This window comes from Pseudidiomarina sp. (assembly GCF_048267825.1).
Taxonomy (GTDB): Bacteria; Pseudomonadota; Gammaproteobacteria; order Enterobacterales; family Alteromonadaceae; genus Pseudidiomarina.
The window spans coordinates 433305-459840 of the sequence record NZ_JBLWWR010000001.1; the positions used below are offsets into that span (position 1 = coordinate 433305).

Here is a 26536-nt window from a genome sequence, read left to right on the forward strand (position 1 = left end):
CCCTGTGAACACCTACAAAGAACTCACATGGCAAGGGCTGTGGAATAACAACCCCGCGTTAGTGCAACTGTTGGGCCTATGCCCACTGCTGGCAGTTACCGCCACCGTCACCAACGCCTTAGGCCTTGGCCTTGCCACCTTATTGGTGTTGGTTGGTTCGAACATTACGGTAAGTTTAGTGCGTGATTTTGTCCCGAAAGAAATCCGTATTCCAGTGTTCGTTATGGTTATCGCCACCTTCGTTACCGTGATTCAATTGCTGATGAACGCCTACGTGTACGGCTTGTATCAATCGCTGGGTATCTTTATTCCGCTTATTGTCACCAACTGCGCCATTATTGGCCGCGCCGAGGCTTATGCCTCGAAAAATCCGTGGCATCACTCGGCATTTGATGGTTTGATGATGGGTATTGGTTTTACCTTGGTACTGGTGCTGCTGGGCGGCATTCGCGAAGTGCTCGGTAACGGTACTTTATTTGACGGCGCCAACCTACTGCTGGGCGACTGGGCTGCCAGCTTACGTATTGAACTGTTTAGCGTGGACTACCCGCTGTTGCTGGCCATATTGCCGCCGGGTGCCTTTATTGTCATGGGCTTTATCATTGCCGGCAAAAACTGGGTAGACAATTACCGCGCTGCCCACGCCGAGAAGCCTGAGAAACACGTGACCCGTGCGCGCGTCACGTCGCAATAAATTAAAACGAGACCATGAACAAACAAAAACGCATTGAAATTTTAGAACGCCTACGGGCCAACAACCCGAACCCAACCACCGAGTTGGAATACAACTCAACCTTTGAGTTGTTAATTGCTGTGTTGCTATCGGCACAGGCCACCGATGTCGGTGTTAACAAAGCAACGCGCAAGCTGTTCCCGGCAGCACCTACCCCACAAGCCATGCTTGATTTAGGTGTTGATGGGGTAAAAGACCACATAAAAACCATCGGCTTGTTCAATGCGAAAGCCGAAAACGTGATCAAAACCTGCGAAATACTGGTACGCGACTACAATGGTGAAGTGCCTGAAGACAGGCCCGCATTAGAAGCCCTACCCGGCGTAGGTCGTAAAACAGCGAACGTGGTGCTGAACACCGCATTCGGTTGGCCAACTATTGCAGTTGATACCCATATTTTCCGGGTCAGCAATCGCACCAAGTTTGCCCCCGGTAAAACAGTACGTGCCGTGGAAGACCGCTTAGAAAAAGTTATTCCAGCAGAATTTAAAGTTGATGCGCACCACTGGTTCATTTTACACGGCCGCTACACCTGCATTGCACGCAAACCACGGTGCGGCAGCTGTATTATTGAAGATCTGTGCGAATTTAAAGACAAAACATCCGATGATTAGGAGCGTCTAATGCGTTTATTACACACCATGCTGCGCGTCGGCGACATGCAGCGTTCAATTGATTTTTATACCAAAAACTTGGGTATGAAACTGCTACGCACCGCGGATAACGAAGAATACAAATACTCACTGGCGTTTGTCGGCTATGGCGACGAAGCGGACCATACGGTGCTTGAACTCACCTACAACTGGGACGTGAGCGAATACGAACACGGCGGCGCCTTTGGGCATATCGCCATTGGCGTTGAAGACATTTACGCCACCTGTGATGTGCTGAAAAAAGCGGGTGCTGACGTATACCGCGAGCCCGGCCCGGTAAAAGGCGGTAAAACCATTATCGCCTTTGTGCGTGACCCAGACGGCTACGCCATTGAGCTGATTGAACGCAGCGCCAAAAACCCTGGAGATTTATGAGCAGCGAAACAGCACAAGAGCTCATGAAAAACCGCTTCCGCGGCTACATGCCAGTGGTGATTGATGTTGAAACCGCAGGTTTTAACTCAAAAACTGACGCCCTGCTTGAAATTGCTGCGGTAACGCTACGTTTTAATGAAGACGGCGATTTAGTGCCAAATGAAACTCTGCACTACCATATTGAGCCCTTTGAGGGCGCCAATATAGAGCAAGCCGCAATTGACTTTAATGGCATCGACCCGCATTCGCCGTTACGCGGTGCCATTGATGAAGGTGCTGCCCTGAAGGAAATGTTCAAACCCATTCGTAAGGCGCAAAAAGACGCCGGCTGCCAACGCTGTATCTTAGTGGGCCACAACGCCACCTTTGATCACGGCTTTGTCATGGCTGCCGCCGAACGGGCTAACCTGAAGCGCAACCCCTTTCACCCGTTTGTTACCTTCGACACCGCCGCACTCGCTGCTGTGTTTTTAGGTCAAACGGTGTTGATAAAAGCCTGCCAAGCAGCAGGCATTGAGTTTGACAACAACCAAGCGCACTCGGCAATTTACGACACCGAACGCACGGCCGAGCTGTTTTGTTACATGGTGAATAGATACAAAACCCTCGGCGGCTGGCCTTTGAATAACGAATAACGAACTACAACGAGATGACAATGACTAAGACTTTATTAAACGCCGCTATTGCTGGCAGCTTTTTATTTTCTGCAACTGCGCAGGCGGAAATCTTCTGGCAAGACATTAGCGCAACCTACTTAAACGGCAGCAACTACGAAGTTGGTGACACCGACCGTCAAGTGTTCACCTTTGAACATGCCGGGGGTTACAGCTGGGGCGATTCGTTCTTGTTTGTTGACCGTCTTGATTCAGACAATGGCTTCACCGAAACCTATGCAGAGATTTCGCCACGCTTTAAAGTGTACGACTTTGCCGAAGACAGCTTGATTAAAGCCGCCTATGTGGCCACCACCTGGGAAGTTGGTCAAGGCTTCGATAATTACCTTGTTGGCGTCGGAACTGACCTAAATGTAACCGGATTCGATTACATTCAACTGAATGCCTACCGCCGTAGCAACGAATTTTACGAAAGTAACTACCAGCTGACCGCAGTTTGGGGCATTCCTTTTGCTGAAAACTTTTATTACGATGGTTTCTTAGACTGGTCATCGGCCAGCGAAGGCCACGCTGCAGAAATGAACTTCACCTCGCAGCTAAAGTACAACATTGGCCCAATGGTCGGCTACGACAACCGCTTATACGTAGGTGTTGAATACGCCCACTGGAACAACAAATTCGGCATTAGCGGAATTGACGAACGTAACCTAAATTTATTGGTGAAGATTCACCTTTAATAATAACAAAAAAGGAACTTAACCATGGCTTGGCAACAACGCATTCCACACATACTTGCTGTAATCATTGTTGCCACCATGGTGTGGTCATTTATAGACCCGAAAGATATGCGCGTGTGGTGGGCTGAAATGACCCCCATTTTGGCAATTTTTATTGGCGTTGTTGCCACCTATCGTAACTTCCAATTCAGTAATACCAGCTATGTGCTGATGAGCGTTTTACTCATCATGCACACCATTGGCGCACATTACACCTTTGCACGTGTTCCTTTTGAATGGATCACCGAGCTATTTGATTTCGAACGGAATCATTACGACCGAATTGCGCACTTTAGCGTAGGGTTTTATGCCTACGCCGCCGCGGAATTGCTCGTGCGAAAAAACTGGGCGCGCCCTTTTACTGCCATGCTGTTTGGGCTGTTTTTTATCATGGCGATTGCCGCAGCCTACGAAATTATCGAATGGCAGTTTGCTGTGATTGAAGGCGGCGATGCCGGCATTGAATTTCTTGGCTCGCAAGGCGATGAATGGGACGCTCAAAAAGACATGCTAGCTGACACATTAGGCGCCTTGGCCGCACTGGTGCTGTTCTGGTTCTCCAAATACAGACGCCAGCCCTGATTTATATTTATTGCTCTCTTTTTTATGTATTGCCTTGAAAATTAAATTTAAAGAACTATTTTAAGAGCTGGGATGTACGCCGTGCGGCATCTCGTGATGATGTTAGCTGAGTGCTGCGTCCACCGCCTCTAGTTCATGACTAATGCGGACTTTCCAAACTTACAATGGAGGGCCGCATATGTGCTCGAAAACGATTCAGAAAAACCGTAAACAATCCGCAGAAATTCAATCAAACAGATGCTTTTATTGCAATTTTCCAATATGGCATCAGACAAATAAGCAACAGTTTATTCAACGCTATAACCTAACACCCAAGCAAGCTAAGTGGTTGCAGTGTACCGCCGAACATCTCACCGCACGATGTGATGGCGGAGATAATCGTCAAGAGAATATCGTTGCAGCTTGCAGATATTGCAACCAAAAACGCCACCAATATACGGCTCCACCAGCACCTGACGCCTATCGCTCTTTAGTCACCAAGCGCGTATCAAAAAATAAGTGGTTTCCAAATTCATTCGCCGAGCGACTTACCTTTTCTCACAATAGCCCTCACAACAAGAATGTTAGCAATTAGTTATCAACAGCTGCTATGCTCAGTTCACGCTGACCATAAAAAATTCAAGGAAGATAATCTATGAAAAGTTTGCATTTCGCTGTGGTATTAATCTTCACATTGTTGGGTGCCGCACCGCTTGCGGCCGAAGAGTTATCTAAAGAAGAATATTTGAAGGAGATAAACAAGGCGTTTAGTCGGTTTTATGAAGCCACGAATGGAAAAACTTTGAGTGCTCGCATAGAAGCGTTAGAAGAGCTGTCTGTTGAGTACAAAGATAATCAAGCAGTGTTGGATGTACTGCTACAAGAACGTGGCTTTGCCTTTTCATTTATGGGTAATCACCAGCAAGCTTTGTACGCCTTTGATCAGCGTCAGCGCAACTCGGAAGAACTAAACACCGCAGTAAAAGATTTGGAAACGCACGATGCTATTAAAGCGATTTCTCAAGCGGCAGATAGTTATCAAGTGGTGATGATCAACGAGGCACACCATGTAACTCAGCACCGCGTTCTAACCTATCGATTGTTAAAGCGTTTATGGGATAAAGGTTTTAGATATTTAGCTTTAGAAGCGCTCGCGGAAGACGCTGAAGACAAGCTTTCCAAAAACTATGTCTATGAAAAGTCCGGTTACTATACTAACGAACCTCTTTTTGCCAATTTAGTGCTCTACGCACGTCAACTTGGATTCCAGCTCGTTTCATATGATTACGGGTCTGATATTGGTACCGGAACGGAAGTTCGTGAACGCACTGCTGTGAAAAACCTTCGTGAAAAAGTATTTAATAACGACCCCAGTGCCAGAATGCTTATTCATGTTGGGTATAGACATATAAACGAAGACAGCTGGCTCGCTCATTATTTAAAAGAAGCATTAAAGATTGATCCACTAACCGTCAATCAAACCGAGTTTACCGAGCGAAGCCACGTGAAGCACGAGCCCGAAAGTTACACGTGGATAATTGAAAACCATGACTTCAAAAACCCGGTTGTACTGGCTGAGCCGGACGGTACCTATTGGTCACCTGCTCCAAAAAAATACGATGTAACTGTAATCTGGCCGCGCACGGAATATCGCTTAAATCGCCCCGAATGGGCGAGCTTAGGGCAAGAATTAACGCCCGTCGATATTAAATGGTGTGAACAGCACTTTCCTTGCACAATTGAAGTTTACCGAGTGGGTAATGAAGACGAAGTACCCTCCGACCGAATAGTTGTTACCGAGCCAAATAAGCAAACCGGGATTTTTATTTCGGAAGCAAGCCGGTTGGTTAAAGTAACCGATATTCAGGGCAAGGTAATACATACGGTGCCGCTTCCACTAAAGGAGTCTGATTGATGACACACGAAAAAATCAATTATATTGAATTACCTGCTCGCGATATTGAAGCTACAAAGGCGTTTTTTACTGAAGCCTTCGGGTGGACCTTTGTAGATTACGGACCGGATTACGCGGCTATAGAAAACGCTGGATTAGACGGTGGGTTTTACAGATCAGACTTAGTTGCCTCAACAACTACCGGTAGTGCTTTAGTGGTGCTCTATAGCAAAGCGCTAGAGGCGAGCCAAACACGCGTTGAAGAAACTGGCGGCAAAATCATCAAGCCCATTTTTGACTTCCCCGGCGGCCGACGCTTCCATTTCACCTGCCCCAGCGGCAATGAGTATGCTGTTTGGTCGGATATAGCGTGATGGCTGGGGTTAGCTTGGAACTAGCGGCGGCCAAGCTTTTGGCTTGCTTCCGCTAATGCGCTTGTTTATGCATCCGATTTAAAGACCACGCTGCCATCGTGTCGGGTAAATCCCCTTAAATACGATGTTAATCAGCTCCTGTTTACTGAGGTGCCCTTGTTTAAACTTAATGCCAAAAAAAATGAAAGCAGACAAAGCACAAAATGCGTATAGCGATACGCAAAGAAGTAAAAAACACAGAGCAAACACTAGCAAAACGGTGCCGCCATCATAGTTACGAAGGGGTATGTCTGGCTCAATTCCAAACATTGAGATTATGATAAAGAATAATGGATATGCTACCGCAAACCCGGCTACGCAACCAACAACACCAACCTTCGTTGACTGTGAATAAAAGTAAGGTTTTAAATTTTTTTGGCTATTTATCGCTCGAATTAACACAATTCTTCCTAAATTGAATTAGTTGCTATGAACCTTTTTCGGCTTACCTAATCCAGCCCACATTTCAGTAAGAACTGACTGCCAAACTGCTTTTTCTTCTGAACTGAGTGAGGCCATATCTGTTTCAAATTGGTCTAGATCTATAAATGTCGAACAGCCACCTGTTGCGTGCAGACCATCTTTAGTTACGTGCGAAAACACAATGAATCTATTGCCTATGGTTGTTTTTTTTTCACCACAAGAATCTCTTTCAGTTCTTGTTTTAATATAAACGGAGTCAGTTACGGCCTTGTCTTTCCAAACTTCAATGACTTTCATTTTAGTTTTGTAGAACGCGGTATCCCAATCCCCTGGTATCAGATCGGTTTCAAGAGCGATACCTGTGAAAATTGCGTCATATTCCTTGATTTCTTCTTCAAAGGTCTTTGCCTCGCTTAAACAGGAACATCCGAATGCAGTTAGTGGGGAAAGCATAAGAGTGAATAAAATAATCCTTAACATGGAATAAACTCCTCGGGATTAGAACGCGTTGTACAGTGGTCGATTTGTGCCAGGAGCAGACATTAACGCCCTGCTAAACGGCGAGCGCTAGCGAGCCCGGTGGGGGCTGCGCCTTTTGCAGCTCACATGGAAATAATGCCAGATGAAGACAGAGTTTTAAAATGCATTGATTGGCGCCGCAGGTCCCGAATGCCGCACCTTGTTATGTTTTTGAATGCTGCGCATTAGCTTTGCTTTCTAGAATTTTTAATAATTCTTCGTATTTTGGCCCAGTACCAAACTGAGGCAGTCCGATAGCCAGAACAACTGCGCCGAATGCTAAATAAACGATAAAATCAGCGACAACCACACCTGTTGCCATCAGGGTAATACCGCATAGCATGGCAACAATTAGCAAAACTCTGAAGAATGTTGCAGTCTTAATCTTTTTCTTTGCTCCGGCTATAACCGCCAGTTCTTTGTCACTAAATTCCATCGTTAAACCTTTTTAAAAACATAACATTTATATATTGTGCGTGCGCACTTCGGAACTCTTTCGAACGGTGATTTTTGGGTTTTTAATTCACTTTTCAATTTAGTATTCCTGCCTTGAAAGACTCCGAGTTAGCAAAGGCATTTTAGCGTACTCAGTAATACTCTATCGAGCGTACAATATCCAATCCTTAACTTTTGTTATGTCATTGACTGTAAACAACTTAAATGCACAGCATAACAACAAAACGCGCAATATTACCAAAGTGAATGTGCCGTGCATCGCTAATGAGACCCCAAATTAGCAATAACGAGACGGCTAGTCATTAGCTGGAGCAGGCTGAAAGTCAGAAGGTCCGCTTCTCGCTCATAGCAGACTGAATTCGCAAAGTATGACGAATAAAAGTTAACTGACTTCTTCCCAATTAAAGTATCGAGTATCAGCTAGATCAAGCATTTCGGTATCCTCTACGGTATCCCCATAAGCATAAACATGCTCATACTCATCTAGGTTGGCTACAGCTCGGATTCTGTCAGCTTTTTTCCTCGCCGTACAATCGCCATCCACGTAGCGTCCCGTCAGCCGACCGTATTTTTCCTCTAGGTTAACTCCACAAACTTCAAAACCCATTGTTTTACACCACGGGTCGAGATAAACCGCAAGTGAAGCAGAGACAATGAGTATTCGGTCGCCACGGTTTTTATGCCATTTTAGGCGCTCTATCGCTTGAGGGCGTATCACCTTTGGTATAAATGAATCAGCGTGTTGGCGGCCCAACTCTGCGAGAGTCGAGGCTGATAAACCTTTAAAGCCAACTCGAATTACTTTTTGACGGACATAAGATGACGACACTAAACCGTATCGATGACCAATGATTAACGGCGCTAAAAAAACTTGCCCTAAACGCATCCTATTGCGCGGTATCACCGATTTTACAAACGGCGTAAAAGTATCGCACTGCGTGATCGTGCCATCAAAATCGAATAAAGCAATGTCCATATTTTATCCAGTAATCCTGTTCATTATAGTTTTTAACTCTCGAAAGTAGTTCAACCAAAAACAACTTATATTGCATGGATATAGTACCAATAATTTCACTAGATTCGCTCAGGAAGTCTGGTACTACCGTTCTACATCACAAGGACTGCTATGAGCGAACAACGGACGTTGGGTTTGCTCTACCCAGCCGAATACTAAGTTACAACTCTGGCCTTTATTTTTTCGGCTGGGAAACGTGCTCACTAGTATCAGGCTCTACCATATAATCGGTTACTTCATTCTAATTGGTGTGGTAATTTAAAAATTTCATAACAATAAATATTCTAGTGCATCAATGCGCTAATGAGTGATAAGGAATACCCATGGACATAAATGCAACATTAGTTGGGCAAACAATAATTATTCTAGCGGTTATTTTTGCAATTGCAGGATTCTACTTAGGTAAACGAAAAACTGAAACGCCACTTTTAGTGTCTATTCTTGCTTTATTCTCCGCTTTAATGCCTCCAATTGGTTTGATTTTCTTGATGGTTCTCGCATTGAAAAAAGATCTACCTTCAGCAAACTAAATAATTACAGCTCTTGTGTAACATCAAGAACCTTAATTACTATTTAAAGCTCTTAACGGAAATAGCGCCAATAAAGGTATCGGTACGAGGAAAAATTAGATCTCCAGCGATCAGTTGACTGCCGTCGAGGGCGCTGAAATAAATTCATAACAATCGGCTTTATCGTCCCTTTCACAGCTGCCCGCTTCGTATTGCAGTAATTGCAAGCTGGTCACGGGAGGCGTTAACGTCCGTTCCTGGTACGGGGCCAGTCAGTCCGCTCTGAATGAAGCGCTAACGTTGCTATAGCTGGTTGGCGTTTCCTTGTAACAAGGCAACTTGCCCTAAAGAATTGTTGGATGAATAAGGAATGAATTTGAACCACAAATATTTTGTTTTTATCATTTCAATTCTAATGCTGTCGGCGTGCACAACTGGAAAGCTCTATTACAAGAACAGTTCAGGCAATCGTGTTTTGGGCTGCAATGTGGAATTTGTGGGCATGCCAAGCGTAGATAAATTCGCCGTTGAGTATGCTTTAAGCCATTGCGCCAAAAGTGCAGTCGAAAAAGGCCACAGCCTTGAACCAGAGCAAGAGTATCTACTCGAACTTGATACGACTATTCCTCAAGCGCCCTCTGGTATGTCTTGGGATCATGAACTTGCTAAAAATGAATACGAAAGTGGGAATCTTTCAAAGAAAGAATATGGTTATATTGTGGCTCATATAGATATGGGGCTATCAGACAATTAACGCGACAAATGCTCGACACATAACTGCATTCGGGCACTGCCGCGTTATTTCAAGCTGAGGTTACGAATCACCCCGACCGCTGCGGCGCTTATTGCCACCAGCAGGTTTTGCAGCACCACGGCCCTGAGAGCTTCCTTGACGACGTGGCTGGCGCGGTTGGCGCTGCCCTTGCGCAGGTGCAGGTGTTCTGCCGTTAAGTACAACGTCTGCAAAACCTTCCAATTTATGGCGTTCAATAGGCTGGCCTATCAGCTTTTCAATGGCTTTAAGCGTTCTGAACTCTTCGTCCATGACCAAAGAAATTGCATGGCCAACTTGGCCTGCACGGCCTGTACGGCCAATGCGGTGCACGTAGTCTTCAGCAACTTGCGGTAAATCGTAGTTGATAACGTACGGCAGCTTTTCAATGTCGAGGCCTCGCGCGGCAATATCAGTCGCTACAAGCACCTGCACCTTACCCGCTTTGAACTCGGCCAACGCTTTGGTGCGAGCACCTTGGCTTTTATTACCGTGAATGGCCATGGCCAAGAAACCATCCGCATCAAGCTGCTTAACAAGCTTGTTCGCGCCGTGCTTGGTGCGCGAGAACACAATCACTTGCGGTAAATTTAGGTTACGAAGTATTTGCATGAGCATGCGCGGCTTTTGGCTTTTCTGCGCCGCATACATGGTTTGCTCAATGCGCTCTGCCGTTGAATTTGGTGGCGCCACGGAGATTTCTACCGGGTTGTTCACCAAGCCTTTCGCAAGCGTACGAATTTCACTAGAGAACGTCGCTGAGAACATCAACGTTTGGCGCTTCGCCGGTAATACTTTGATAATTTTCTTAATATCGTGAATGAAGCCCATATCAAGCATACGATCAGCTTCATCCAGCACCAGTATTTCCAGTTTCGGGAAACGAATGGCGTTCTGCTGGTAAAGGTCCAGCAAGCGCCCTGGCGTGGCGATTAGAATATCAACGCCCTTGCGCAGCTTCATCATCTGCGGATTGATTTTCACGCCACCAAAAACGACCGCGTAGTTTAACGGTAAATCGGTACCGTATGTCGCAACGCTTTCAGCAACCTGCGCGGCTAATTCACGCGTAGGTGTCAGAATAAGTACGCGTGCTGTGTTGGGCTTGGCACGTTCGTTGCCTTTGAGCATTTCTAGAATCGGTAAAGCAAAGCCTGCAGTTTTACCGGTGCCCGTTTGCGCGGCGGCCATCACGTCGTTACCAGCAAGTACCGCTGGAATTGCTTGTTCTTGAATAGGTGTTGGTTCGGTATAACCTTGGCGTGTCAGGGCGGCTAAAATTTCAGGGCAAAGTCCGAGTTCAGAAAAAGTCATGTATAAATGTGCAACTCAAATAGTGATAAGAACGTGCATTCTACCCTAGAGCGACGCATACCGCATTTTATTTCACTTTTGGCACGCTAGAAGCTGTCAAAGCGCTCGGTCCACTGCCAGAACTCATGACCGTCTAGCGCAAGATAGCTGACTGCAGCAACGTTAACTGTAACCGTTAGATAAAACACCACTCGAAACGAAGTTTTACGTGTTTTGTGACGGAATTGCTGCTGTGCAATAAGTGCACCTGGCCAGCCACCAAGAACTGAAAGCCAATGCAAAACGTTTTCGGGTGTGCGTTGCTTGCTTTTCTGTGCGGCACGTTTATCAACAGCATAAAATAAATACGTGATGGCGCTTAACAGAGCGAAAGTCCAGGATATCTGTACTGGCAATTGGGTTTCGAGACTCGCATAGCCAACAGCAGCAATATAGCCCATTGCAATCACGATAATCGGCAATAAAAACCAATCCATCGTCTCACGAACGTATGCAACATCGATTGCGCGAAACTTACCATCGGATTGTTTTTGCAGGTTAAAACTCACCTCATCGCCAACTTTGGGCGTGCGGCGCCTATTCTCGAATTCAGATATATGCGCAAACATTTGTTGGTTCGAGCTTGCTAGTTGAACAAACCCATAGCCTTTATCAACATTCCATTTAATCAAAACGCCATTTAGTCGCATGCCTTTATGTCCCTATAGTTCGACATTTTGTTATGAAGCAAATTGAATAATACAATTCAGTTTCATAAAAATCGACGATGATGCTCAGCTTTACAGTGTTCTTGCGTTACCGATGTTTAATAAATTCTCTAAACTCGCCTTTCCATCACATGATTTGTTAGCAGCTGGCCACGAACGTTAACTTGCTGGGTCTTAACAACGGTAAAGCCCATACGTTCAAAAAATGGTTTAGCGGTAATGCTTACATGTGAATACAGTCGTTCGATTCCTTTTGATTTCCCGGTCGCCAGTATTTCCCTCATCAGGCTTGTACCAACGCCCATACCTTGATAATTCCAATGGCAATAAAAATGGTCGATATAGCCATCATCTTGAATGTCCGCGTAACCAACAATAACGTCGTCTAAAAGCGCCACAAAAGGATTCATAGCGCTAATACGTTCATGCCACGCGGATGCGTCATAGCTCTCAGGAGCCCAAGCTTGAACTTGAGCTTCTGAGTAATCTTTAATATTGATGTTCCTGATTGTATTAAAGAAGATTTCTCGCAACGCGAGTTCATCGCCGTTCTGAAATTTTCGTATAGTGAGCACCAAGATCTCCCCATCGGACTAACATTGAGATACTAAATGCGTTTCGCAATTAAGTCAGCTTTAAGCAACCCACCTTTAGTTAATAGTTTGGCTGAAAAATTTGGATTACGGCGAGATTTATAGGCTTCCAGTATTTTCTTCAGACCGGCCGCTTCCAGTAACGAGATATTTACTTCGGTATCTAGCTCTGCTGATTCTACAAAGTCTGACGAAAATGTCGGTGCGATTATCAAAACCTGCGACACTCTTTTGCCCGCAGATTCGCAACGATTAACATAGGCCTTAATTTGTCGGGAAGTCGTTGAATATTTGGCAAAATCACCGTTTTTACAAGTTTTTGCTTCACCAATAATGACATCATCATCACTCAAAGAAATTAAAATATCCGCTTTATCCTTTGCAGTATTAATCTGCCGTCTTAAGTCTTCGTCGACCTCAAAACCTAATTCTTCAAATATGGCTTTGGTTACTTCTTCGAACTTAACTCCGATATCTGCCTCAGCGATTTCTATATTTTTCTGTTTTAACGCAGCTAAATCACGACGAGCTAGCGCTTCATAATTCTCAATAAGCTTGTCGGTTGCGTTTGCAAAGGCTTCGACAATTACCTGGCGCGCATCCCCTCTTCGCGTAATCTCCATTGCAACTTTCAATGACTTAACTTCGTCATTTGTGAGCGTATAAAGAATGTCGTAAGGGGTGATTGAGAGTGCTCGCAAGCGCTCTACATCAAGCTCAATATTATCTTCAAGCTCAAATTCATCACGAAGGGTTTTAACAATCTTTGGCATGCATTCTGTAATGGTTTCAAATAACGCTTTATATCCAGCCGCTGAAAGAACGTTAAACTCTCTATCTGCAGATGTGTTAAGCGCCTCAAGGATAAGCTCACATCGTTCTTCTAGGGTGGTTCCAAGCTTGTCGAGCTTCAATTGCAAGTCATCAATTAATTGCTTCAAGCGCTCTTTCTTAACGTTAACTAAGACTTTTTCGCCGTGAAGATCGTGCGCTAATATTTGTGTGGCTGACAACCCCATCTTCGCTATCGATTCAATTTTTTGTGTTCTCTCCACACCACGAATTTTCTTGTCGTGCGCTTTTAGAATGTTCGATAGCTCCGCATCAGCAAGCGTTCGAAGTATTCTTAAAAGGTGTTTATCCGCAATTTGCTTTCCTTGAATGCGGTACAGCATTGAAACGATTTCGTCCGGTACATATACCGTTTGCTCTTTCTTGCTAATAAACAGTAAGCCGATTTCTCTGAGTTGATTTAAACACTCTTGAACACCAACTTTATCGATTGGATCAACCAAGTGTTCAATCGCGACTTTATCCTCGGCGGTCACATCAAGCTGATTGGCTAGAACATTCAAAATACCGCGTTCTTCATCGGTTATTTTAGCTTCTCGATTGTTCAGCTCATCATTTTGAAAAGCCTCTTTTACGCACGAATAATAAATACCAAGCCTTCTATTTTCATCGAACACTCCGGGCTCTGAACCTTGCTCAATCAATTCCTTTACCGACTTCGAATGTTCATTAATAGCTTTCCATTCCTTGGTATACAGACGTTCTATCCATGAAACTTGAGCGACACAATTTCCATCGCGACTTAAAATATTTACCAATAACGAAGCTTGTGCTCCGCTCAATGCTAATAGACGCTTAACCTCCTTGGTCAGCAACGGCAAAGCTAATTTAAATAGCAATGTAACTTCACCACTCGAAGCATCTTTAATTTGCCCATCAATATTTCGAATACGTCGAGCTAGTTCTTTATCCGTGTGACTGGCTTCAGAACAAACACGATCTAGGAAATTAACGAACTTGGATTTTTCGATTTGATTAACAGATGAGAGAACGTTGGATAGTTTCAATTTATTACCACTCCATGGATTGATTATTTTTTATACAAACACAATACTCCATGGAATCTGAAATGCAAGCATGCCTACAAATCAATGAGATAGCGGCTTACATGGCTTCCATCAACTTCAATTTGCGAATCTATAAAACCACCACAGGCTTGTAAAAGTAATCACCAAAACTCTGCTATAATCAGGACTAATTTTTGAAGTCCTTAATATTCCTGATAATTACTCCTAAAAGTGACCTATAAACATGTCTGAACCAACACCCGCTTTACGCCATTTTACTGAACTCAAGCTTTCTGACGCTTTGTTAAGCAGCTTGCAAGAGGCTGGATTTCAGCAAATGACACCGGTACAAGCGCTCAGCTTGCCGGTTATATTGCGCGGCGAAGATGTGGTGGTTCAAGCGGAAACCGGTTCAGGTAAAACGGCTGCCTTTGCACTTGGTATTCTCTCGAAGCTGGATTTAAGCCATTTTGCGCCGCAAGCGCTCGTGCTATGCCCTACCCGTGAGCTTGCTGAGCAGGTCGCCGAGGCAATTCGTGGGCTGGCCAAGGCCATGGCTAACGTCAAGGTGCTCACGCTTTGCGGCGGGGTTCCTGCGCGGGCGCAAGTGGCATCGTTAGAGCATGGCGCACATGTACTGGTGGGCACGCCGGGTCGGATTCTTGATCATTTGAGTCAGTCACGCATCGATTTTTCAAAGTTGCATACACTGGTTTTAGATGAAGCCGATCGGATGTTAGAAATGGGCTTTCAAGACGATCTAAACGCCATTGTGACGAAAACACCGGCAACCCGCCAAAGCTTATTATTCAGTGCAACGTACCCGAAAAGTATTGCCCAGCTCACGCAGCGCATCACCAAAGACGCCAGCAATATCAAGGTGGCGTCGGCACAGGCTGAGCCTAAAATCACGCAACGCTTTTATGATCTTGGCGATACATCTGCAGCGCAGGCAGTGCAACAGATTTTGCTGGACCAACAGCCCAGCAACTGCATGGTGTTTTGTAATACCAAAGCTGAAGCCCAGAGCATTGCCGATAAGTTACAAGCGAAAGGGTTTAGTGCGCTTGCCTTGCATGGCGATTTAGAGCAAAAAGACCGCGACCAAACCATGGTGCAATTTAGTAATGGCAGCGCCCGCGTTCTGGTCGCAACCGACGTTGCTGCGCGCGGCCTCGATATTGCCGAATTGGATTTGGTGATCAGCGTGAACATGGCGCATGACTTAGACACTCACACGCACCGCATTGGGCGTACCGGTCGCGCCGGTGCTGAAGGCCTTGCGGTGACTTTAATCGGCGCGCACGACGATTATAAAATGCGCTTGTTAGAAGACAGCTTCGACGATCTGATTCGTTTGCAGCCGCTTCCGCACCCCGCTGCAGACCGCAAGCCACTGCAATCTGAATTGGTTACGCTGCAATTAAGCGGCGGCAAAAAAGATAAGTTACGCCCAGGCGATATCGTTGGCGCCCTTACCCGCGACAACAAATTAACCATGGCCGACATTGGGAAGATCAAGGTTCAAGCAAATTGGGCATTTGTGGCCGTTAAAACCGCCGCAGCAAAGCACGCTTTATCACTCATCAACAACGATAAAATCAAAGGCAAGCGCTTTCGCGCTCGTGCTTTGTAACAAGCGAGGGGCAGATGAAAACAATCGGTTTAATCGGCGGAATGAGCTGGGAGTCTACGCAAACCTATTATCGGCTTATCAATCAGAAAGTGCGCGAACAGCTCGGCGGTTTGCATTCCGCGAAGCTTATTCTTTATAGCGTTGATTTTGCTGACATAGAACCGTTACAGCATGCCGGCGATTGGGCTGGTACTGCCGATATTCTCACTGAAGCTGCACAAGCACTGGAGTCTGCCGGTGCTGATTTTATTGTGTTGTGCACCAACACCATGCACAAAGTTGCCCCTGAAATTGAACTGGCAGTGAATATCCCCCTGCTGCACATTGCCGATGCCACCGCGAAAGCGCTGCAAAACGACAACATTCAGGCCGTTGGTTTGCTGGGTACCAAGTTTACGATGGAACAAGCATTTTATCGCGAGCGGATTGAAGACTACGGCATTTGTGTTGTGGTGCCCGATGCTAAGCAGCGTGACCGCGTGCATTCGGTTATTTTTAATGAATTGTGCTTAGGCAAAACCAATAAAAAGTCAAAAGCCGACTACCTGGAGATTATCGATTCGTTAGCGCAAAGCGGTGCCGAAGCCGTTATTCTCGGCTGCACCGAAATTGGCCTCTTGATTAAAAGCAGCGACACCAAAGTGCGGCTATACGACACCACCGAAATTCATGCGGAACAAGCCGTTAAGTTTGCCTTAGGGCTCAGTTCGTAAGTTACTTCGTAACCAACGTTTTAGAAGGTATCCAAATGGCGTCTTCTTGTTTAATATCGCCCAAAATATCAATTTCGTCATCATTTAAACTTGCAACCCACGCGGCGCTATACGCATCGACCTGATCGTGGGTGCCTCCCGCACTAATTTGTTTTAACTGTGCCCATTCGGATTGGGTAGCGGGCCAGTTGGTGTGGCGGGCTATGGCTTCTAATTGTAGTTGAGGTATGCCCTTTCCGCTTTTGTGTGGCACGTTGGGTATCAGCCTGCGAATATTAGCCTGTGGAAAGGTTTCAATAATCGGAGCAACATTCGCCAATTCTCGGGAAATCTCAAACCCTGCTAGCATCCACAGTTGCATGGCATGAGGAATACGTGAAACCGTGCCACCCTGCGACAAATGACGACGAACCTTGCTTATTATTTCATCAAATTCAGTTTTGGAAGGTGTTTTATAACAGCGAATACCGGCTTGGTTTAACGCGCGCTCAGCGATGCGATAGTCGAGTTTTTCAGCGCGTGGGCGCAGCGGCGAGTCTATGCCAATACGCTGCGGGGTTGCCTCATAATAGTTACACACGTCAATAACGTACTGTCGAACTCGCTTCGCATAATCCACATTAAAGTCATGCTCAATAACCAGCTTATTTCCATGCCCATATGGAGCCTGAAACGGCGACGCTTTCACTGGCAACGGAATCAACCGTCCTTCTCGCTTCTCAGCGAAAACAATCGGAATACGCTTTTTCACCGCACAAGAAACATCAACACCGATGAAAACGGAACGTTTCATTAAAACGACGACCCTGGCTCTTGCAAGAATGCCAACTCGGCTGCAGTTGATTCGCGCCCCAATAGCGCGTTTCGATGGGGGTATCGACCAAACTTATCAATAATTTCCTTATGCTTTAACTCAAAGTCGTAATTATTTTCTAAGCCTGGTTGATTAAATAATTCAACAGCTTGCCGGTGAATAACCGCCGACTCACTATGCATATAAGGCATATACAAGAAAGCCTTTTCAGCGGCATTGAAATCGCTATCACAACCCAGCCTAATAGCTTCTTGCGAGAGCACTAAAGCCATCGCATCTTGTGCGAATGCAGCAGCCGTATCGCGATATACATTGCGCGAGAACTGGTCGAGCACAATAATTTCGGCTAAGCGCCCGCGTGCGGTGCTGCGCCATTGCCATAGCTCACCCTGTGCTGCAGCGCCCAGCATGTCACCAAACTTCTGAGTAATGGTTGTATCTAGCGCGTCACTTTTAGCGAACCACTGCTGCGGCGTAAGATCGTTAAACCAAAAATTTAAAACGTCAGCAAAGTCGTGTAATTTCATGATATAAATTCCTAAGTGCTTGCCTGAATGTACCCCTTCATAAGCAAGCGCACAAGTTCACCTAAACCAATTAACTTCATCATGCTTAAAGACCAGAACATCACCATAAAATATCTTGCCGACGTACCCGAAGTATCACATGCAATTGCAGGGTGGTATTACAACGAATGGGGTGCGCACGATGAAAATATTACACTTGAATATATGCATGAAATAGTGCTGCAAAAGATAGGAAATAAAGACCAGATTCCCTTAAGTTTAGTGCTATTTGTTGATGACAAACTTGCTGGCGTGGCCGAGCTAAAATACCGCGAGAATAAAAATTTCCCGGAATATACGCATTGGCTTGGAGGTATTTTTATCGCTTCAACATTTCGTGGCTTAGGGCTTTCCTCTAAACTCATTCAAAGTGCCAAAACAGTGGCTAAAGCGCTTGATGTACAAAACCTATATCTTCAAGCTGAACCTATGAATATTGCACTCTACGAAAAACATGGCTTCAAAAAGCTTCATACAGCCGATCACGTAGGTATACAGACAACAATCATGGTCACCAACCTCTCAAAATAAAAAAGGTCGCCCAAAGGCGACCTTTTATTTTTTTCGCTTTTTCGCTTTTTCGAATAACGAATAACGAACAACGACTAACGCTTTCTGCCTTTACAGCTTGCTAGCGTTCTTAGACAAGTACTCAGCTACACCTTTCGTGTCAGCTTTCATGCCTTCGTCGCCTTCTTTCCAACCAGCTGGGCATACTTCGCCGTGTTTCTGGTGGAAGTTCAACGCGTCAACTAAACGAATCATTTCGTCGATGTTACGGCCTAATGGTAGGTCGTTTACGATTTGATGACGAACTACGCCGTCTTCGTCAATCAAGAATGACGCACGGAATGCAACGCCAGCTTCTGGGTGCTCAACGTCGTATGCACGGCAGATTGAGTGCTTAACGTCAGCAACCAATGGATATTTAACTTCACCGATGCCGCCGTCTGCTTCCGCAGTGTTACGCCATGCGTTGTGCGTGAACTGAGAATCAATGCTTACGCCGATAACTTCAACGCCACGCTTTTTGAATTCTTCTAAACGGTGATCAAATGCGATCAGCTCAGATGGGCAAACAAAGGTAAAATCTAATGGGTAGAAGAATACTACCGCTTTTTTGCCTTTAATTTGCTCATGCAAGTTAAAGTTTTCAACGATTTCGCCTGTTCCCAAAACTGCTGCTGCAGTGAAGTTAGGAGCCTTACGGCCTACTAATACACCCATGGTTTATCTCCATCTAGTTGTTAAAATTTAGTCAGCTTCTGGCGCCGGATGACGCGCTGCCACTTCGTTAATTAATTCTTGTAACTCGCCTTTTTGGAACATTTCCAAAATGATATCACAACCGCCTACCAACTCGCCTTCAACCCACAACTGCGGGAACGTTGGCCAATCGGCATATTTCGGTAATTCGGCGCGAATTTCTGGATTTTGCAGAATATCCACGAACGCAAATGCTTGGCCACAGCTCATTAAGGCTTGTGACGCTTGCGAAGAGAAGCCGCAACTTGGCAACTTCGGCGAACCTTTCATGTACAACAAAATTGGGTTTTCTTCGATTTGTTGCTTAATCTTTTCAACAGTTTCCATGACTACCTCAGGTATTGAGCGTTCGAAACGGCACGTATTTTACCATAATCGTCTATACTTAACAGTCGGCAAAAAGGGTGAAATTCACCCTTGAAATAAACTTTTGTGCCTCAATTTAACTATATAGTGACGGCATGTTTCTAATTCAATGGTAAAATGCCATTGATTTCGAAACGTTTCGTCTATTTAAAACAGTTTCTAAAAATACCATTCTCAACAACAACGGAGAGTCGACATGGCATTTGAATTACCAGCATTGCCTTATGAGAAAAACGCACTTGAACCACATATCTCAGCTGAAACCATTGAATATCACTATGGTAAGCATCATCAAACCTACGTGACCAAGCTGAACGATGCGGTGAAAGGCACCGACATGGAAGGCAAGTCGCTCGAAGATATCATCAAAACAACCAAAGGCGGCGTGTTCAACAACGCAGCTCAAGTTTGGAACCACACCTTCTACTGGAACTGCTTAAGCCCAAATGGCGGCGGCGCGCCAACAGGTGCAGTTGCTGATGCAATCAACGCTGCTTTCGGTTCGTTTGATAAGTTCAAAGAAGAGTTCAGCGCGCAAGCTGCTGGCAACTTCGGTTCAGGCTGGACATGGTTAGTGAAAAAAGCAGACGGTTCAGTAGCTATCGTAAACACCAGCAACGCTGAAACCCCTCTTACTGATTCGTCAGTAACACCAATTTTAACCGTTGATGTGTGGGAACACGCCTACTACATCGATTACCGTAATGCGCGTCCGAATTACTTAAACGCGTTCTGGAACTTGGTGAACTGGGACTTTGTTGCGAAAAACTTCGCTTAAGTCTTAATCGTCTAAAACGGCCAAAGCCTACGCGGTTTTGGCCGTTTTTTATTGCCCCGCGCTGATCACTCTCCTTGTAATTTACGTAAACATCCCCACGTCTGTTATACAACCTAATACCAAGTGAGGGCTTATGTTTATTGATGTACCCAATCGTTTTACCGTGGCGCCGATGACGCGCACCAGCGCTGATGAGCATGGCGTGCCAACTGAACTGATGGGCGACTACTACGAGCGCTTCGCCAAAGGTGGCTTCGGTTTGGTTATAACTGAAGGTGTTTACACCGATGACCGTGCCTCACAAGGCTATGTGAATCAACCTGGTATCATGAACGCCGTTCAAGCCGATGCTTGGCACGGCATTGTTCAACGCATTCATGCGGCAGGCAGTAAGGCAATTATGCAGTTAATGCACGCTGGTGCACAAATGCAGCACAACAACTACGTTGACCAACCCATTGCACCCAGCGCCGTGCAACCCAAAGGTGAGCCATTAAGCCTATACGGCGACGTACCCGGGTGGTTAGAGCCTACAGAAGCCACCCAAAGCGATCTTGAACATGCGCTAAACGGGTTTGTGGCCTCTGCTAAAAAAGCCGAAGAGATAGGTTTTGACGGCGTTGAGTTGCATGCAGCCAATGGCTACTTGCTGAATGAATTCCTCAGCACTCACTTTAACCAACGCACCGATGAATTTGGTGGCTCGTTAGATAAACGCATTGCTTACGTTGAACAAGTGGTTCGCGCGGTTCGTGCGGCCGTGAGCGATGACTTTGTGGTTGGCATACGTATTGGTCAAATCACCGTAACCGACAACGACTATCAATGGCCTGAAGGCGAAACTGCCGCAGTGAAACTGGTGCGCGTTCTCGCAGAAGCCGGTGTGGACTTTATTCATACCACAGACACCACAGTTGACCGCAAACCATTTGCGAACGGCAGTGAGAAAACGCTGGCTGAAGTAGTTGCCACCGAAACGAACGTCGGCCTCATCATTAATGGTGGCATTGATGAGGCCAATTACGCGGACTATGCCGCGCAATTTCCGAATGCGTTACTGGCGTTAGGTAAAAAAGCATTAGCGAACCCTGATTTTCCAGAGCGCTTTAAGGCAGGCGACACCTTGGCCGATTTAGACTTTCAAATGTTGCTGCCAAAAGCCACATTAGAAAACGAGTGGAAATGGCGCGCTGAACAAGGCGTCGAATAAAACTGTGTACCGGATAACCTGGCACGAATAACTTCGGTTATTCGACCAGGTTGTCCGGAATGTCACCACGCATACTGTGCCAGATACGGCCCGACTGGTAACCGTACTCACGCACTAACATAACTGCGTCATCACGGCGCGAATCTGCCGCCATTTCACGTAAGTCAGCGTAGTATTTACGCGCCAATTTACGCGCATCAGCGTTCGAAAAGTAGAAGTTACCGATCCGCGAATAAAGCCCTTTGAAACCGTTCAGAACCAACACATATATCGGGTTACCGGAAGCAAACGCTAAATCGTGATTCAAATGGTAATCATACTGACTAAACGCTTCTGCAGTGTCTTCGAGTGTTTCGGCTTCTTTAAGCAGCTCAACCACCTTTTCTGGTGCATTACGCACAGCCTGACGAATGTAGATGGCGCTGATGTTGGTACGTGCTGATAAGAGCTGATCGACCAATTCTGGCATGCCGTCTTCGTCAAGGCGGGCAAGGGTTTCAAGAATATTAAGCCCTGAAGTTTCCCAGAAGTTATTCACTCGCGTTGGTTTACCATGTTGAATGGTTAACCAGCCATCACGCGCCAAACGCTGCAATACTTCGCGCAGTGTTGTGCGTGTTACCCCAATAAGCTCAGACAGTTCGCGTTCCGCAGGCAAGATAGTGCCTGGAGCAAAGTGTCCATTCCAGATTGATTTTACAATGTATTCTTCGGCAAAACCTGCTGGACTTTGTGCCTTGATTATCATGAAGTGGCCTGTGTTTTGAATAACGTTACCTACTTAGAAGCCCTATATTGAAGCAGATAGGGTTGCTATTTGTCATATACCGAAAACCGATTCTAGCAGGCTTTTCAATGGTCGGACAAGTTTTGTAAAGCTTCTTAACCTAATCTTATCGACAATTAAATACTGCTCAGGTAAGGTTCTGAACAATTTACTATAACTTGGTGATTCTATGCTCACTTTTCTTGCCAAACTTCCTTCTCAGCGCGGTGCATGGGCACTGCTTGCAGCCTCTTGCTTTGCATTGTTAGGTGGCGCGTTATTTTTTCAGTACCAATTGGGCCTTGAGCCCTGCGTAAAATGTATTTATCAACGCACAGCGGTGCTCGTTATTGGCTTAATCGCGCTAGTGCCTACGTTTGCACCACAGGCACTCATTGCGCGCTTGGTGGGCTATGTAGGCTGGTTGGTGGCGTCGGTGTGGGGCTGGCTGATAGCCACTGAACACCTTGAAGTGCAGAACTCGGAAAACTCATGGTTTATTGTTTGTGATACGTTCCCGAACTTTCCAAGCTGGATGCCTTTGCACGAGTGGTTCCCGAGCTTTTTTGCAGCACCAGGGCAATGCGGAGAAATTGACTGGCAATTCGCCGGGCTGAGCATGCCAGGTTGGATGCAAATCATCTTCGCAAGTTACGCGGTAGTCGCGGTAGTTGTTATCGCAGCGCGCGTGATTAAACTGCATAAGCTGTAATTAGTCGATATCGTTCAGCGGCCAGGTGACAATTCGTAGTTCGAGTTCTTCTTCAACGTAGTCTTCGGATTCCACCAGGCCAGCAGCACTCATGCCGGCTGCTAACATGGGGCCGCGCGAGCCGTTGTGGTTCAGTGGGTGCCAACTGGGTATCCCCCGCCCTTCGGCCAGACGCCGATACGCACAACTGGTGGGCATGTAATCCAGCTCGTTTACGTTATCTGGGGTTATCACCACGCAGTCCGGCACATGCTCTTTGCGGTTGGCATAATCGGAACATAAACCGGTTTTTGTATCCAGTAAGCGGCAACTCACATCGGTATATTGAATAACTTCCTGCGCGTCGTCTTCGTCGATCAACTTGTGCAAGCAGCATTTTCCGCAACCGTCACAGAGTGATTCCCACTCGGCGTGAGTCATTTCTTGCAGTGATTTTTGTTCCCAGAATTTGGTGGTCATTGGCTGCTAACAACGCCCGACCATTGCCAGTGCCGTTCACCTTGGCGCAATTGCAACTGCAATTGATCGCCCAAAGCGAGAGCTGCGACACCTGCTGGCGTACCCGTTAGCACAATGTCACCGGGTTCTAGTGTGAATTGCTGGCTGATGTCGGCCAATAAATCCGCCATGGCGAAGATCATTTGGCTGCTATCGCCCTGCTGACGCAGTTCGCCATTCACTGACAAGCTAATCTCAAACGGCGATGCATGTTCTGCGTCAAATTCTGACGCAGGAATCATCTCGCCCAACACACAAGAGCCATCAAAGGCTTTCGCTCGCTCCCACGGTTGGCCTTGTGCCTTAAGTTCACTTTGCACTTGGCGCAAGGTTAAATCCAACGCCACGCCATACCCAACCACCGCCTGCATCGCATCTGCTGCATCGGCTTTGCGTAAGGTTTTACCAATATAAAGCGCCAACTCAATTTCGTGCTGGCATTCACCCTGCCCCATGGGAATGGTTACTTCCGGAAGGCAGGTTATTGCGGATGGCGGTTTAATAAATAACAGTGGCCGTGTCGGCAACGGATTATTAAGTTCGGCGGCGTGGGCAACATAATTGCGGCCCACGCACACGATTTTAGAAGGGCGTTGCGGCGTCATAAGTTAAGAACGCGGAAAGCGAATACGATCAGATAAATAACCCACTGCCGCCACAAAGTAATGTGAACGGTTCCAGCGCATTAATGCGTCGTAGTTATTGTACGCCAAAAATACCCGACCTTGCTTATCGTCGGGGATTACTACAGATGCTTCAATATCGTCACGCACAGGCAAATCAGAACCGTCATAGCGGCGCACACCGAGTTCTTGCCATTCAGCCAGCGACTTCTTTACCTTCAGTGAAGCTAAGTCGCCATCAAAATTTTCCGGAATCTGAACCTGACGGCCCCAGGTTACATCATCGCGCCAACCCACTGACTTCAAATAGTTTGCCGCGGAGGCAAATACATCGCCCATTGAGCCCCAAATGTCTTTGCGACCATCGCCGTCATAATCCACGGCATAAGCCATGAACGAGCTTGGCATAAACTGCGCTTGCCCCATGGCACCAGCCCACGACCCTTTCATTTGATCAATCGCAATGTGACCTTCTTCAACAATGGTCAGCGCATGCCAGAGTTCTTTCTTGAAAAACTCTTCACGACGGCCTTCGTAGGCCATTGTGGTTAACGCTGAAATCACATCCATACCACCGGTGAATGAACCAAAATTGGTTTCAATACCCCACAACGCCACAATGAAGCGTGGCTGCACACCGTATTCGGCGCCAATTTCTTCCAGCAAATCTTGATGCTTCTCAAACATCTCAACCGCTTTCTTGGCTTTCCATTCCGGTACCGCACGCGGCAGATAAGTGTCTAAAGTGAGTTTGAATTCAGGCTGGTTGCGATCAGCTTTCACTGAGCGCTGATAGAATTCTGCGTTGGCAAAAGCTGTTTCCAAGGTGCTTTCGCTGTAACCGTCGGCTAAAGCTTCTTTCTTAATGGCCTCAACGTAGGCCGCGAAGCCTTCTGGGCCTTTCTCCTCAGCGGTTTCCTGAGCGAGCAAGATTGGCGACGCCAACAACACAACCGCAGATAATAACGTACGGACTACTTGATTCATGACGCAGACTCCTGTTGTTGCTTCTTATGTGCATCCAGTAAATTAGCTTCTTTCGGAGGCATTTGTAGATAAAATCCCGATTCGTTCAGGTGCTTGGTAAGTTCTTCCATGCTTAAACGAGCAAACTTGCGCTCAGGTTTCAGCGCAACCGTCATAATATGTATAGGTTGACCAAAACTTTGCAGTAAAGGTTCAGGGATTTTTGTAAAGTCCGCGGGGTGCGGCATATACAAATACGTGTCAGCCCTTCGCGGACTGCGATAAATCGCACACAACATGCTTAACGATCTCGCTTAAAAATAGCTTCCAAAGATGCTTTCAGCTTAGCCCCACGCCAGTCAGTGTACAAGTCAGGTGGTGACAGGTCAGACTTGGCCTGCTCAGGAATCTGCCACTCCCAATGAATAACATCATTAATTTGGCGGCGTGAAGCAATCATGCCGGATTCCACCTGCAAGGTTTTTGCCAATGCAGCAACCTGCTGTTTAATCGCGTTAAATACTGGCTTATAGCCTCGCATATCGGTTAAACGTTCCATTTGCTTGGGTAAGTCAGTGCTCGCTTGACCCGCACGCACCGCGGCCAGCAACGAATCACCCGCATAACGAATGGTTACCGGTGATAAGTCTGTAATACCACGCAAGTGCCCCATATTCTGTGGCATGCGGCGCGCTAGCTCTAATAACGTATGGTCTTTCGCCACAAAGCCCAACGGAATGTCTGATTTTTGCGCCCGGTCTAAACGCCACGCCATCAATTCGCGCAATACTGCGAGTTGCTGTGGGTCACATTGCCATGCGTTTCCGAAAAACAGGTACAGCCACTGGGGTGGCGTTTTCTGTGCACGTTTTGCGACCTGCAATGCACTTTCAGCTTCCACCAGTGCGAGCTTTTCAGCGCTTAATTCGGCCCGTAGCCGCGGATAGATGTCGTGCAAATAAAACACATCCGCGGCCGCATAATCCAGCTGCTCTGCCGCCAGCGGCCGTTGCAGCCAATCGGTACGCGACTGGGATTTATCCAGTTCAACATCGTAATAATGCTTAACCATGGCCGCATAACCCATCGCGTCACCGATACCGGCAAATGCAGCTGCAATTTGCGTGTCAAAAATGTGCGTTGGAATTTGGCCCATGTTTTGCGCCAGAATTTCATAATCCTCGCCGCCTGCGTGAATCACCACGTGCACGTTCGGATCTTTCAATAACTGCCAAAACGGTTCGAGATCAATGCCCGCAACGGGGTCAATCAGCACCAGTTGGTCAGCCGCACGAACCTGCACCAGACCCAGCCGGGCATAATAGGTACGGGTGCGGACAAATTCAGTATCTAGAGCAAGGTATGGCGCTTGCCGAGCTTGCTCACAAAATGCGAGCAAGTCGGCGTTAGAGGTAATTACCTGAAATGGAAGCATG

General features: G+C 46.5%; 34 protein-coding genes. 17 read left to right on the forward strand and 17 right to left on the reverse strand.

Annotated features, from left to right (window positions below):
• Window positions 1–4: 4 nt before the first annotated feature.
• The 9 genes from ACN0UN_RS02190 (at window position 5) to ACN0UN_RS02230 (ending at window position 5980) form a co-directional block, all read left to right on the forward strand.
• Window positions 5–694: an electron transport complex subunit E gene (locus ACN0UN_RS02190; RefSeq protein ID WP_339880245.1), complete on the forward strand. Its 690-nt coding sequence runs from the start codon at window positions 5–7 to the stop codon at window positions 692–694.
• A 14-nt stretch (window positions 695–708) separates the two neighbouring features.
• Window positions 709–1347, forward strand: coding sequence for an endonuclease III (gene nth, locus ACN0UN_RS02195; RefSeq protein WP_417658521.1), 639 nt, complete (start codon window positions 709–711; stop codon window positions 1345–1347).
• 9 nt (window positions 1348–1356) lie between these two features.
• Entirely contained in the window at window positions 1357–1761 is a 405-nt protein-coding gene (gene gloA, locus ACN0UN_RS02200; RefSeq protein WP_417658522.1) for a lactoylglutathione lyase, read from the forward strand.
• The gene (rnt, locus tag ACN0UN_RS02205; protein WP_417658523.1) at window positions 1758–2396 is read left to right on the forward strand and encodes a ribonuclease T; all 639 of its coding nucleotides are present in this window, start codon (window positions 1758–1760) and stop codon (window positions 2394–2396) included. The genes gloA and rnt overlap by 4 nt, the downstream gene beginning before the upstream one ends.
• Before the next feature lie 20 nt (window positions 2397–2416).
• On the forward strand, window positions 2417–3112 hold the full coding sequence (locus ACN0UN_RS02210) for a hypothetical protein (protein WP_417658524.1): 696 nt from the start codon (window positions 2417–2419) through the stop codon (window positions 3110–3112).
• A 24-nt stretch (window positions 3113–3136) separates the two neighbouring features.
• Window positions 3137–3733: a DUF2238 domain-containing protein gene (locus tag ACN0UN_RS02215; protein ID WP_417658525.1), complete on the forward strand. Its 597-nt coding sequence runs from the start codon at window positions 3137–3139 to the stop codon at window positions 3731–3733.
• Between the two features lie 178 nt (window positions 3734–3911).
• Entirely contained in the window at window positions 3912–4307 is a 396-nt protein-coding gene (locus ACN0UN_RS02220; RefSeq protein ID WP_417658526.1) for an HNH endonuclease, read from the forward strand.
• Between the two features lie 60 nt (window positions 4308–4367).
• Window positions 4368–5627, forward strand: a complete 1260-nt coding sequence (locus tag ACN0UN_RS02225; protein ID WP_417658527.1) for a hypothetical protein — start codon at window positions 4368–4370, stop codon at window positions 5625–5627.
• A complete protein-coding gene (locus tag ACN0UN_RS02230) occupies window positions 5627–5980 on the forward strand; it encodes a VOC family protein (RefSeq protein WP_417658528.1) in 354 nt (117 codons plus the stop codon). The genes ACN0UN_RS02225 and ACN0UN_RS02230 overlap by 1 nt, the downstream gene beginning before the upstream one ends.
• 459 nt (window positions 5981–6439) lie before the next feature.
• Here the strand turns inward: ACN0UN_RS02230 and ACN0UN_RS02235 are convergent, their stop codons facing one another.
• The 3 genes from ACN0UN_RS02235 to ACN0UN_RS02245 all read right to left on the reverse strand — a co-directional run bounded on the left by ACN0UN_RS02235 (window position 6440) and on the right by ACN0UN_RS02245 (window position 8393).
• The gene (locus tag ACN0UN_RS02235; protein ID WP_417658529.1) at window positions 6440–6922 is read right to left on the reverse strand and encodes a hypothetical protein; all 483 of its coding nucleotides are present in this window, start codon (window positions 6920–6922) and stop codon (window positions 6440–6442) included.
• Window positions 6923–7124: 202 nt separating this feature from the next.
• Window positions 7125–7397 (reverse strand): hypothetical protein, encoded by a 273-nt coding sequence (locus ACN0UN_RS02240; protein ID WP_417658530.1) that lies wholly within the window; start codon window positions 7395–7397, stop codon window positions 7125–7127.
• A 402-nt stretch (window positions 7398–7799) separates the two neighbouring features.
• Window positions 7800–8393, reverse strand: coding sequence for an HAD family hydrolase (locus tag ACN0UN_RS02245; protein WP_417658531.1), 594 nt, complete (start codon window positions 8391–8393; stop codon window positions 7800–7802).
• Window positions 8394–8755: 362 nt separating this feature from the next.
• On the opposite strand from ACN0UN_RS02245, the gene ACN0UN_RS02250 reads away from it, so the two are divergent.
• Together ACN0UN_RS02250 and ACN0UN_RS02255 are read left to right on the forward strand one after the other, a co-directional pair.
• Entirely contained in the window at window positions 8756–8962 is a 207-nt protein-coding gene (locus tag ACN0UN_RS02250; protein WP_339880379.1) for a hypothetical protein, read from the forward strand.
• A gap of 481 nt (window positions 8963–9443) precedes the next feature.
• Window positions 9444–9695 carry a hypothetical protein gene (locus ACN0UN_RS02255; protein WP_417658532.1) on the forward strand — a complete coding sequence of 84 codons (252 nt, stop codon included), beginning with the start codon at window positions 9444–9446 and terminating at the stop codon, window positions 9693–9695.
• Between the two features lie 60 nt (window positions 9696–9755).
• Here ACN0UN_RS02255 and ACN0UN_RS02260 read toward each other — a convergent pair whose 3' ends face one another.
• The 4 genes from ACN0UN_RS02260 to ACN0UN_RS02275 all read right to left on the reverse strand — a co-directional run bounded on the left by ACN0UN_RS02260 (window position 9756) and on the right by ACN0UN_RS02275 (window position 14186).
• Complete coding sequence (locus ACN0UN_RS02260) at window positions 9756–11027, reverse strand: DEAD/DEAH box helicase (RefSeq protein WP_417658533.1); 1272 nt, start codon at window positions 11025–11027, stop codon at window positions 9756–9758.
• A gap of 86 nt (window positions 11028–11113) precedes the next feature.
• On the reverse strand, window positions 11114–11716 hold the full coding sequence (locus ACN0UN_RS02265) for a DUF1294 domain-containing protein (RefSeq protein ID WP_417658534.1): 603 nt from the start codon (window positions 11714–11716) through the stop codon (window positions 11114–11116).
• Window positions 11717–11844: 128 nt separating this feature from the next.
• Entirely contained in the window at window positions 11845–12309 is a 465-nt protein-coding gene (locus ACN0UN_RS02270) for a GNAT family N-acetyltransferase (protein WP_417658535.1), read from the reverse strand.
• Between the two features lie 32 nt (window positions 12310–12341).
• Window positions 12342–14186: a hypothetical protein gene (locus ACN0UN_RS02275; RefSeq protein ID WP_417658536.1), complete on the reverse strand. Its 1845-nt coding sequence runs from the start codon at window positions 14184–14186 to the stop codon at window positions 12342–12344.
• Between the two features lie 244 nt (window positions 14187–14430).
• On the opposite strand from ACN0UN_RS02275, the gene dbpA reads away from it, so the two are divergent.
• Both dbpA and ACN0UN_RS02285 read left to right on the forward strand, forming a co-directional pair.
• Entirely contained in the window at window positions 14431–15822 is a 1392-nt protein-coding gene (gene dbpA / locus ACN0UN_RS02280) for an ATP-dependent RNA helicase DbpA (protein ID WP_417658537.1), read from the forward strand.
• Window positions 15823–15836: 14 nt separating this feature from the next.
• Window positions 15837–16535: an aspartate/glutamate racemase family protein gene (locus tag ACN0UN_RS02285; protein ID WP_417658538.1), complete on the forward strand. Its 699-nt coding sequence runs from the start codon at window positions 15837–15839 to the stop codon at window positions 16533–16535.
• Window position 16536: 1 nt separating this feature from the next.
• Here ACN0UN_RS02285 and ACN0UN_RS02290 read toward each other — a convergent pair whose 3' ends face one another.
• Together ACN0UN_RS02290 and ACN0UN_RS02295 are read right to left on the reverse strand one after the other, a co-directional pair.
• On the reverse strand, window positions 16537–17328 hold the full coding sequence (locus ACN0UN_RS02290; protein ID WP_417658539.1) for a DUF429 domain-containing protein: 792 nt from the start codon (window positions 17326–17328) through the stop codon (window positions 16537–16539).
• Entirely contained in the window at window positions 17328–17876 is a 549-nt protein-coding gene (locus ACN0UN_RS02295; RefSeq protein ID WP_417658540.1) for a DUF924 family protein, read from the reverse strand. The genes ACN0UN_RS02290 and ACN0UN_RS02295 overlap by 1 nt, the downstream gene beginning before the upstream one ends.
• 81 nt (window positions 17877–17957) lie before the next feature.
• Between ACN0UN_RS02295 and ACN0UN_RS02300 the strand changes: the two genes are divergently transcribed.
• Complete coding sequence (locus tag ACN0UN_RS02300; protein ID WP_417658541.1) at window positions 17958–18446, forward strand: GNAT family N-acetyltransferase; 489 nt, start codon at window positions 17958–17960, stop codon at window positions 18444–18446.
• 90 nt (window positions 18447–18536) lie between these two features.
• On the opposite strand, the gene ACN0UN_RS02305 is transcribed toward ACN0UN_RS02300, so the two are convergent.
• Window positions 18537–19142 (reverse strand): peroxiredoxin, encoded by a 606-nt coding sequence (locus ACN0UN_RS02305; RefSeq protein ID WP_417658542.1) that lies wholly within the window; start codon window positions 19140–19142, stop codon window positions 18537–18539.
• A 27-nt stretch (window positions 19143–19169) separates the two neighbouring features.
• The gene (locus tag ACN0UN_RS02310) at window positions 19170–19508 is read right to left on the reverse strand and encodes a Grx4 family monothiol glutaredoxin (protein WP_128350981.1); all 339 of its coding nucleotides are present in this window, start codon (window positions 19506–19508) and stop codon (window positions 19170–19172) included.
• A 235-nt stretch (window positions 19509–19743) separates the two neighbouring features.
• Between ACN0UN_RS02310 and sodB the strand changes: the two genes are divergently transcribed.
• The gene (gene sodB, locus ACN0UN_RS02315) at window positions 19744–20325 is read left to right on the forward strand and encodes a superoxide dismutase [Fe] (protein ID WP_417658543.1); all 582 of its coding nucleotides are present in this window, start codon (window positions 19744–19746) and stop codon (window positions 20323–20325) included.
• A gap of 133 nt (window positions 20326–20458) precedes the next feature.
• Complete coding sequence (locus ACN0UN_RS02320) at window positions 20459–21535, forward strand: NADH:flavin oxidoreductase (RefSeq protein ID WP_417658544.1); 1077 nt, start codon at window positions 20459–20461, stop codon at window positions 21533–21535.
• 37 nt (window positions 21536–21572) lie between these two features.
• Here ACN0UN_RS02320 and fadR read toward each other — a convergent pair whose 3' ends face one another.
• Window positions 21573–22283, reverse strand: a complete 711-nt coding sequence (gene fadR / locus ACN0UN_RS02325) for a fatty acid metabolism transcriptional regulator FadR (RefSeq protein ID WP_417658545.1) — start codon at window positions 22281–22283, stop codon at window positions 21573–21575.
• A gap of 208 nt (window positions 22284–22491) precedes the next feature.
• Between fadR and dsbB the strand changes: the two genes are divergently transcribed.
• A complete protein-coding gene (dsbB, locus tag ACN0UN_RS02330; protein WP_417658546.1) occupies window positions 22492–23013 on the forward strand; it encodes a disulfide bond formation protein DsbB in 522 nt (173 codons plus the stop codon).
• Here dsbB and ACN0UN_RS02335 read toward each other — a convergent pair whose 3' ends face one another.
• From ACN0UN_RS02335 to rnd, 5 genes are read right to left on the reverse strand one after another with little or no spacing between them, the layout of a single operon-like run.
• A complete protein-coding gene (locus tag ACN0UN_RS02335; RefSeq protein ID WP_128350986.1) occupies window positions 23014–23472 on the reverse strand; it encodes a YcgN family cysteine cluster protein in 459 nt (152 codons plus the stop codon).
• Window positions 23469–24116: a fumarylacetoacetate hydrolase family protein gene (locus ACN0UN_RS02340; RefSeq protein WP_417658547.1), complete on the reverse strand. Its 648-nt coding sequence runs from the start codon at window positions 24114–24116 to the stop codon at window positions 23469–23471. Before ACN0UN_RS02340 ends, ACN0UN_RS02335 begins: the two co-directional genes overlap by 4 nt.
• 3 nt (window positions 24117–24119) lie before the next feature.
• A complete protein-coding gene (locus ACN0UN_RS02345; RefSeq protein ID WP_417658548.1) occupies window positions 24120–25121 on the reverse strand; it encodes a lytic murein transglycosylase in 1002 nt (333 codons plus the stop codon).
• Window positions 25118–25399 (reverse strand): YcgL domain-containing protein, encoded by a 282-nt coding sequence (locus ACN0UN_RS02350; protein WP_417658549.1) that lies wholly within the window; start codon window positions 25397–25399, stop codon window positions 25118–25120. Before ACN0UN_RS02350 ends, ACN0UN_RS02345 begins: the two co-directional genes overlap by 4 nt.
• Window positions 25400–25401: 2 nt before the next feature.
• Window positions 25402–26535 carry a ribonuclease D gene (rnd, locus tag ACN0UN_RS02355; RefSeq protein ID WP_417658551.1) on the reverse strand — a complete coding sequence of 378 codons (1134 nt, stop codon included), beginning with the start codon at window positions 26533–26535 and terminating at the stop codon, window positions 25402–25404.
• Window position 26536: the final 1 nt, after the last annotated feature.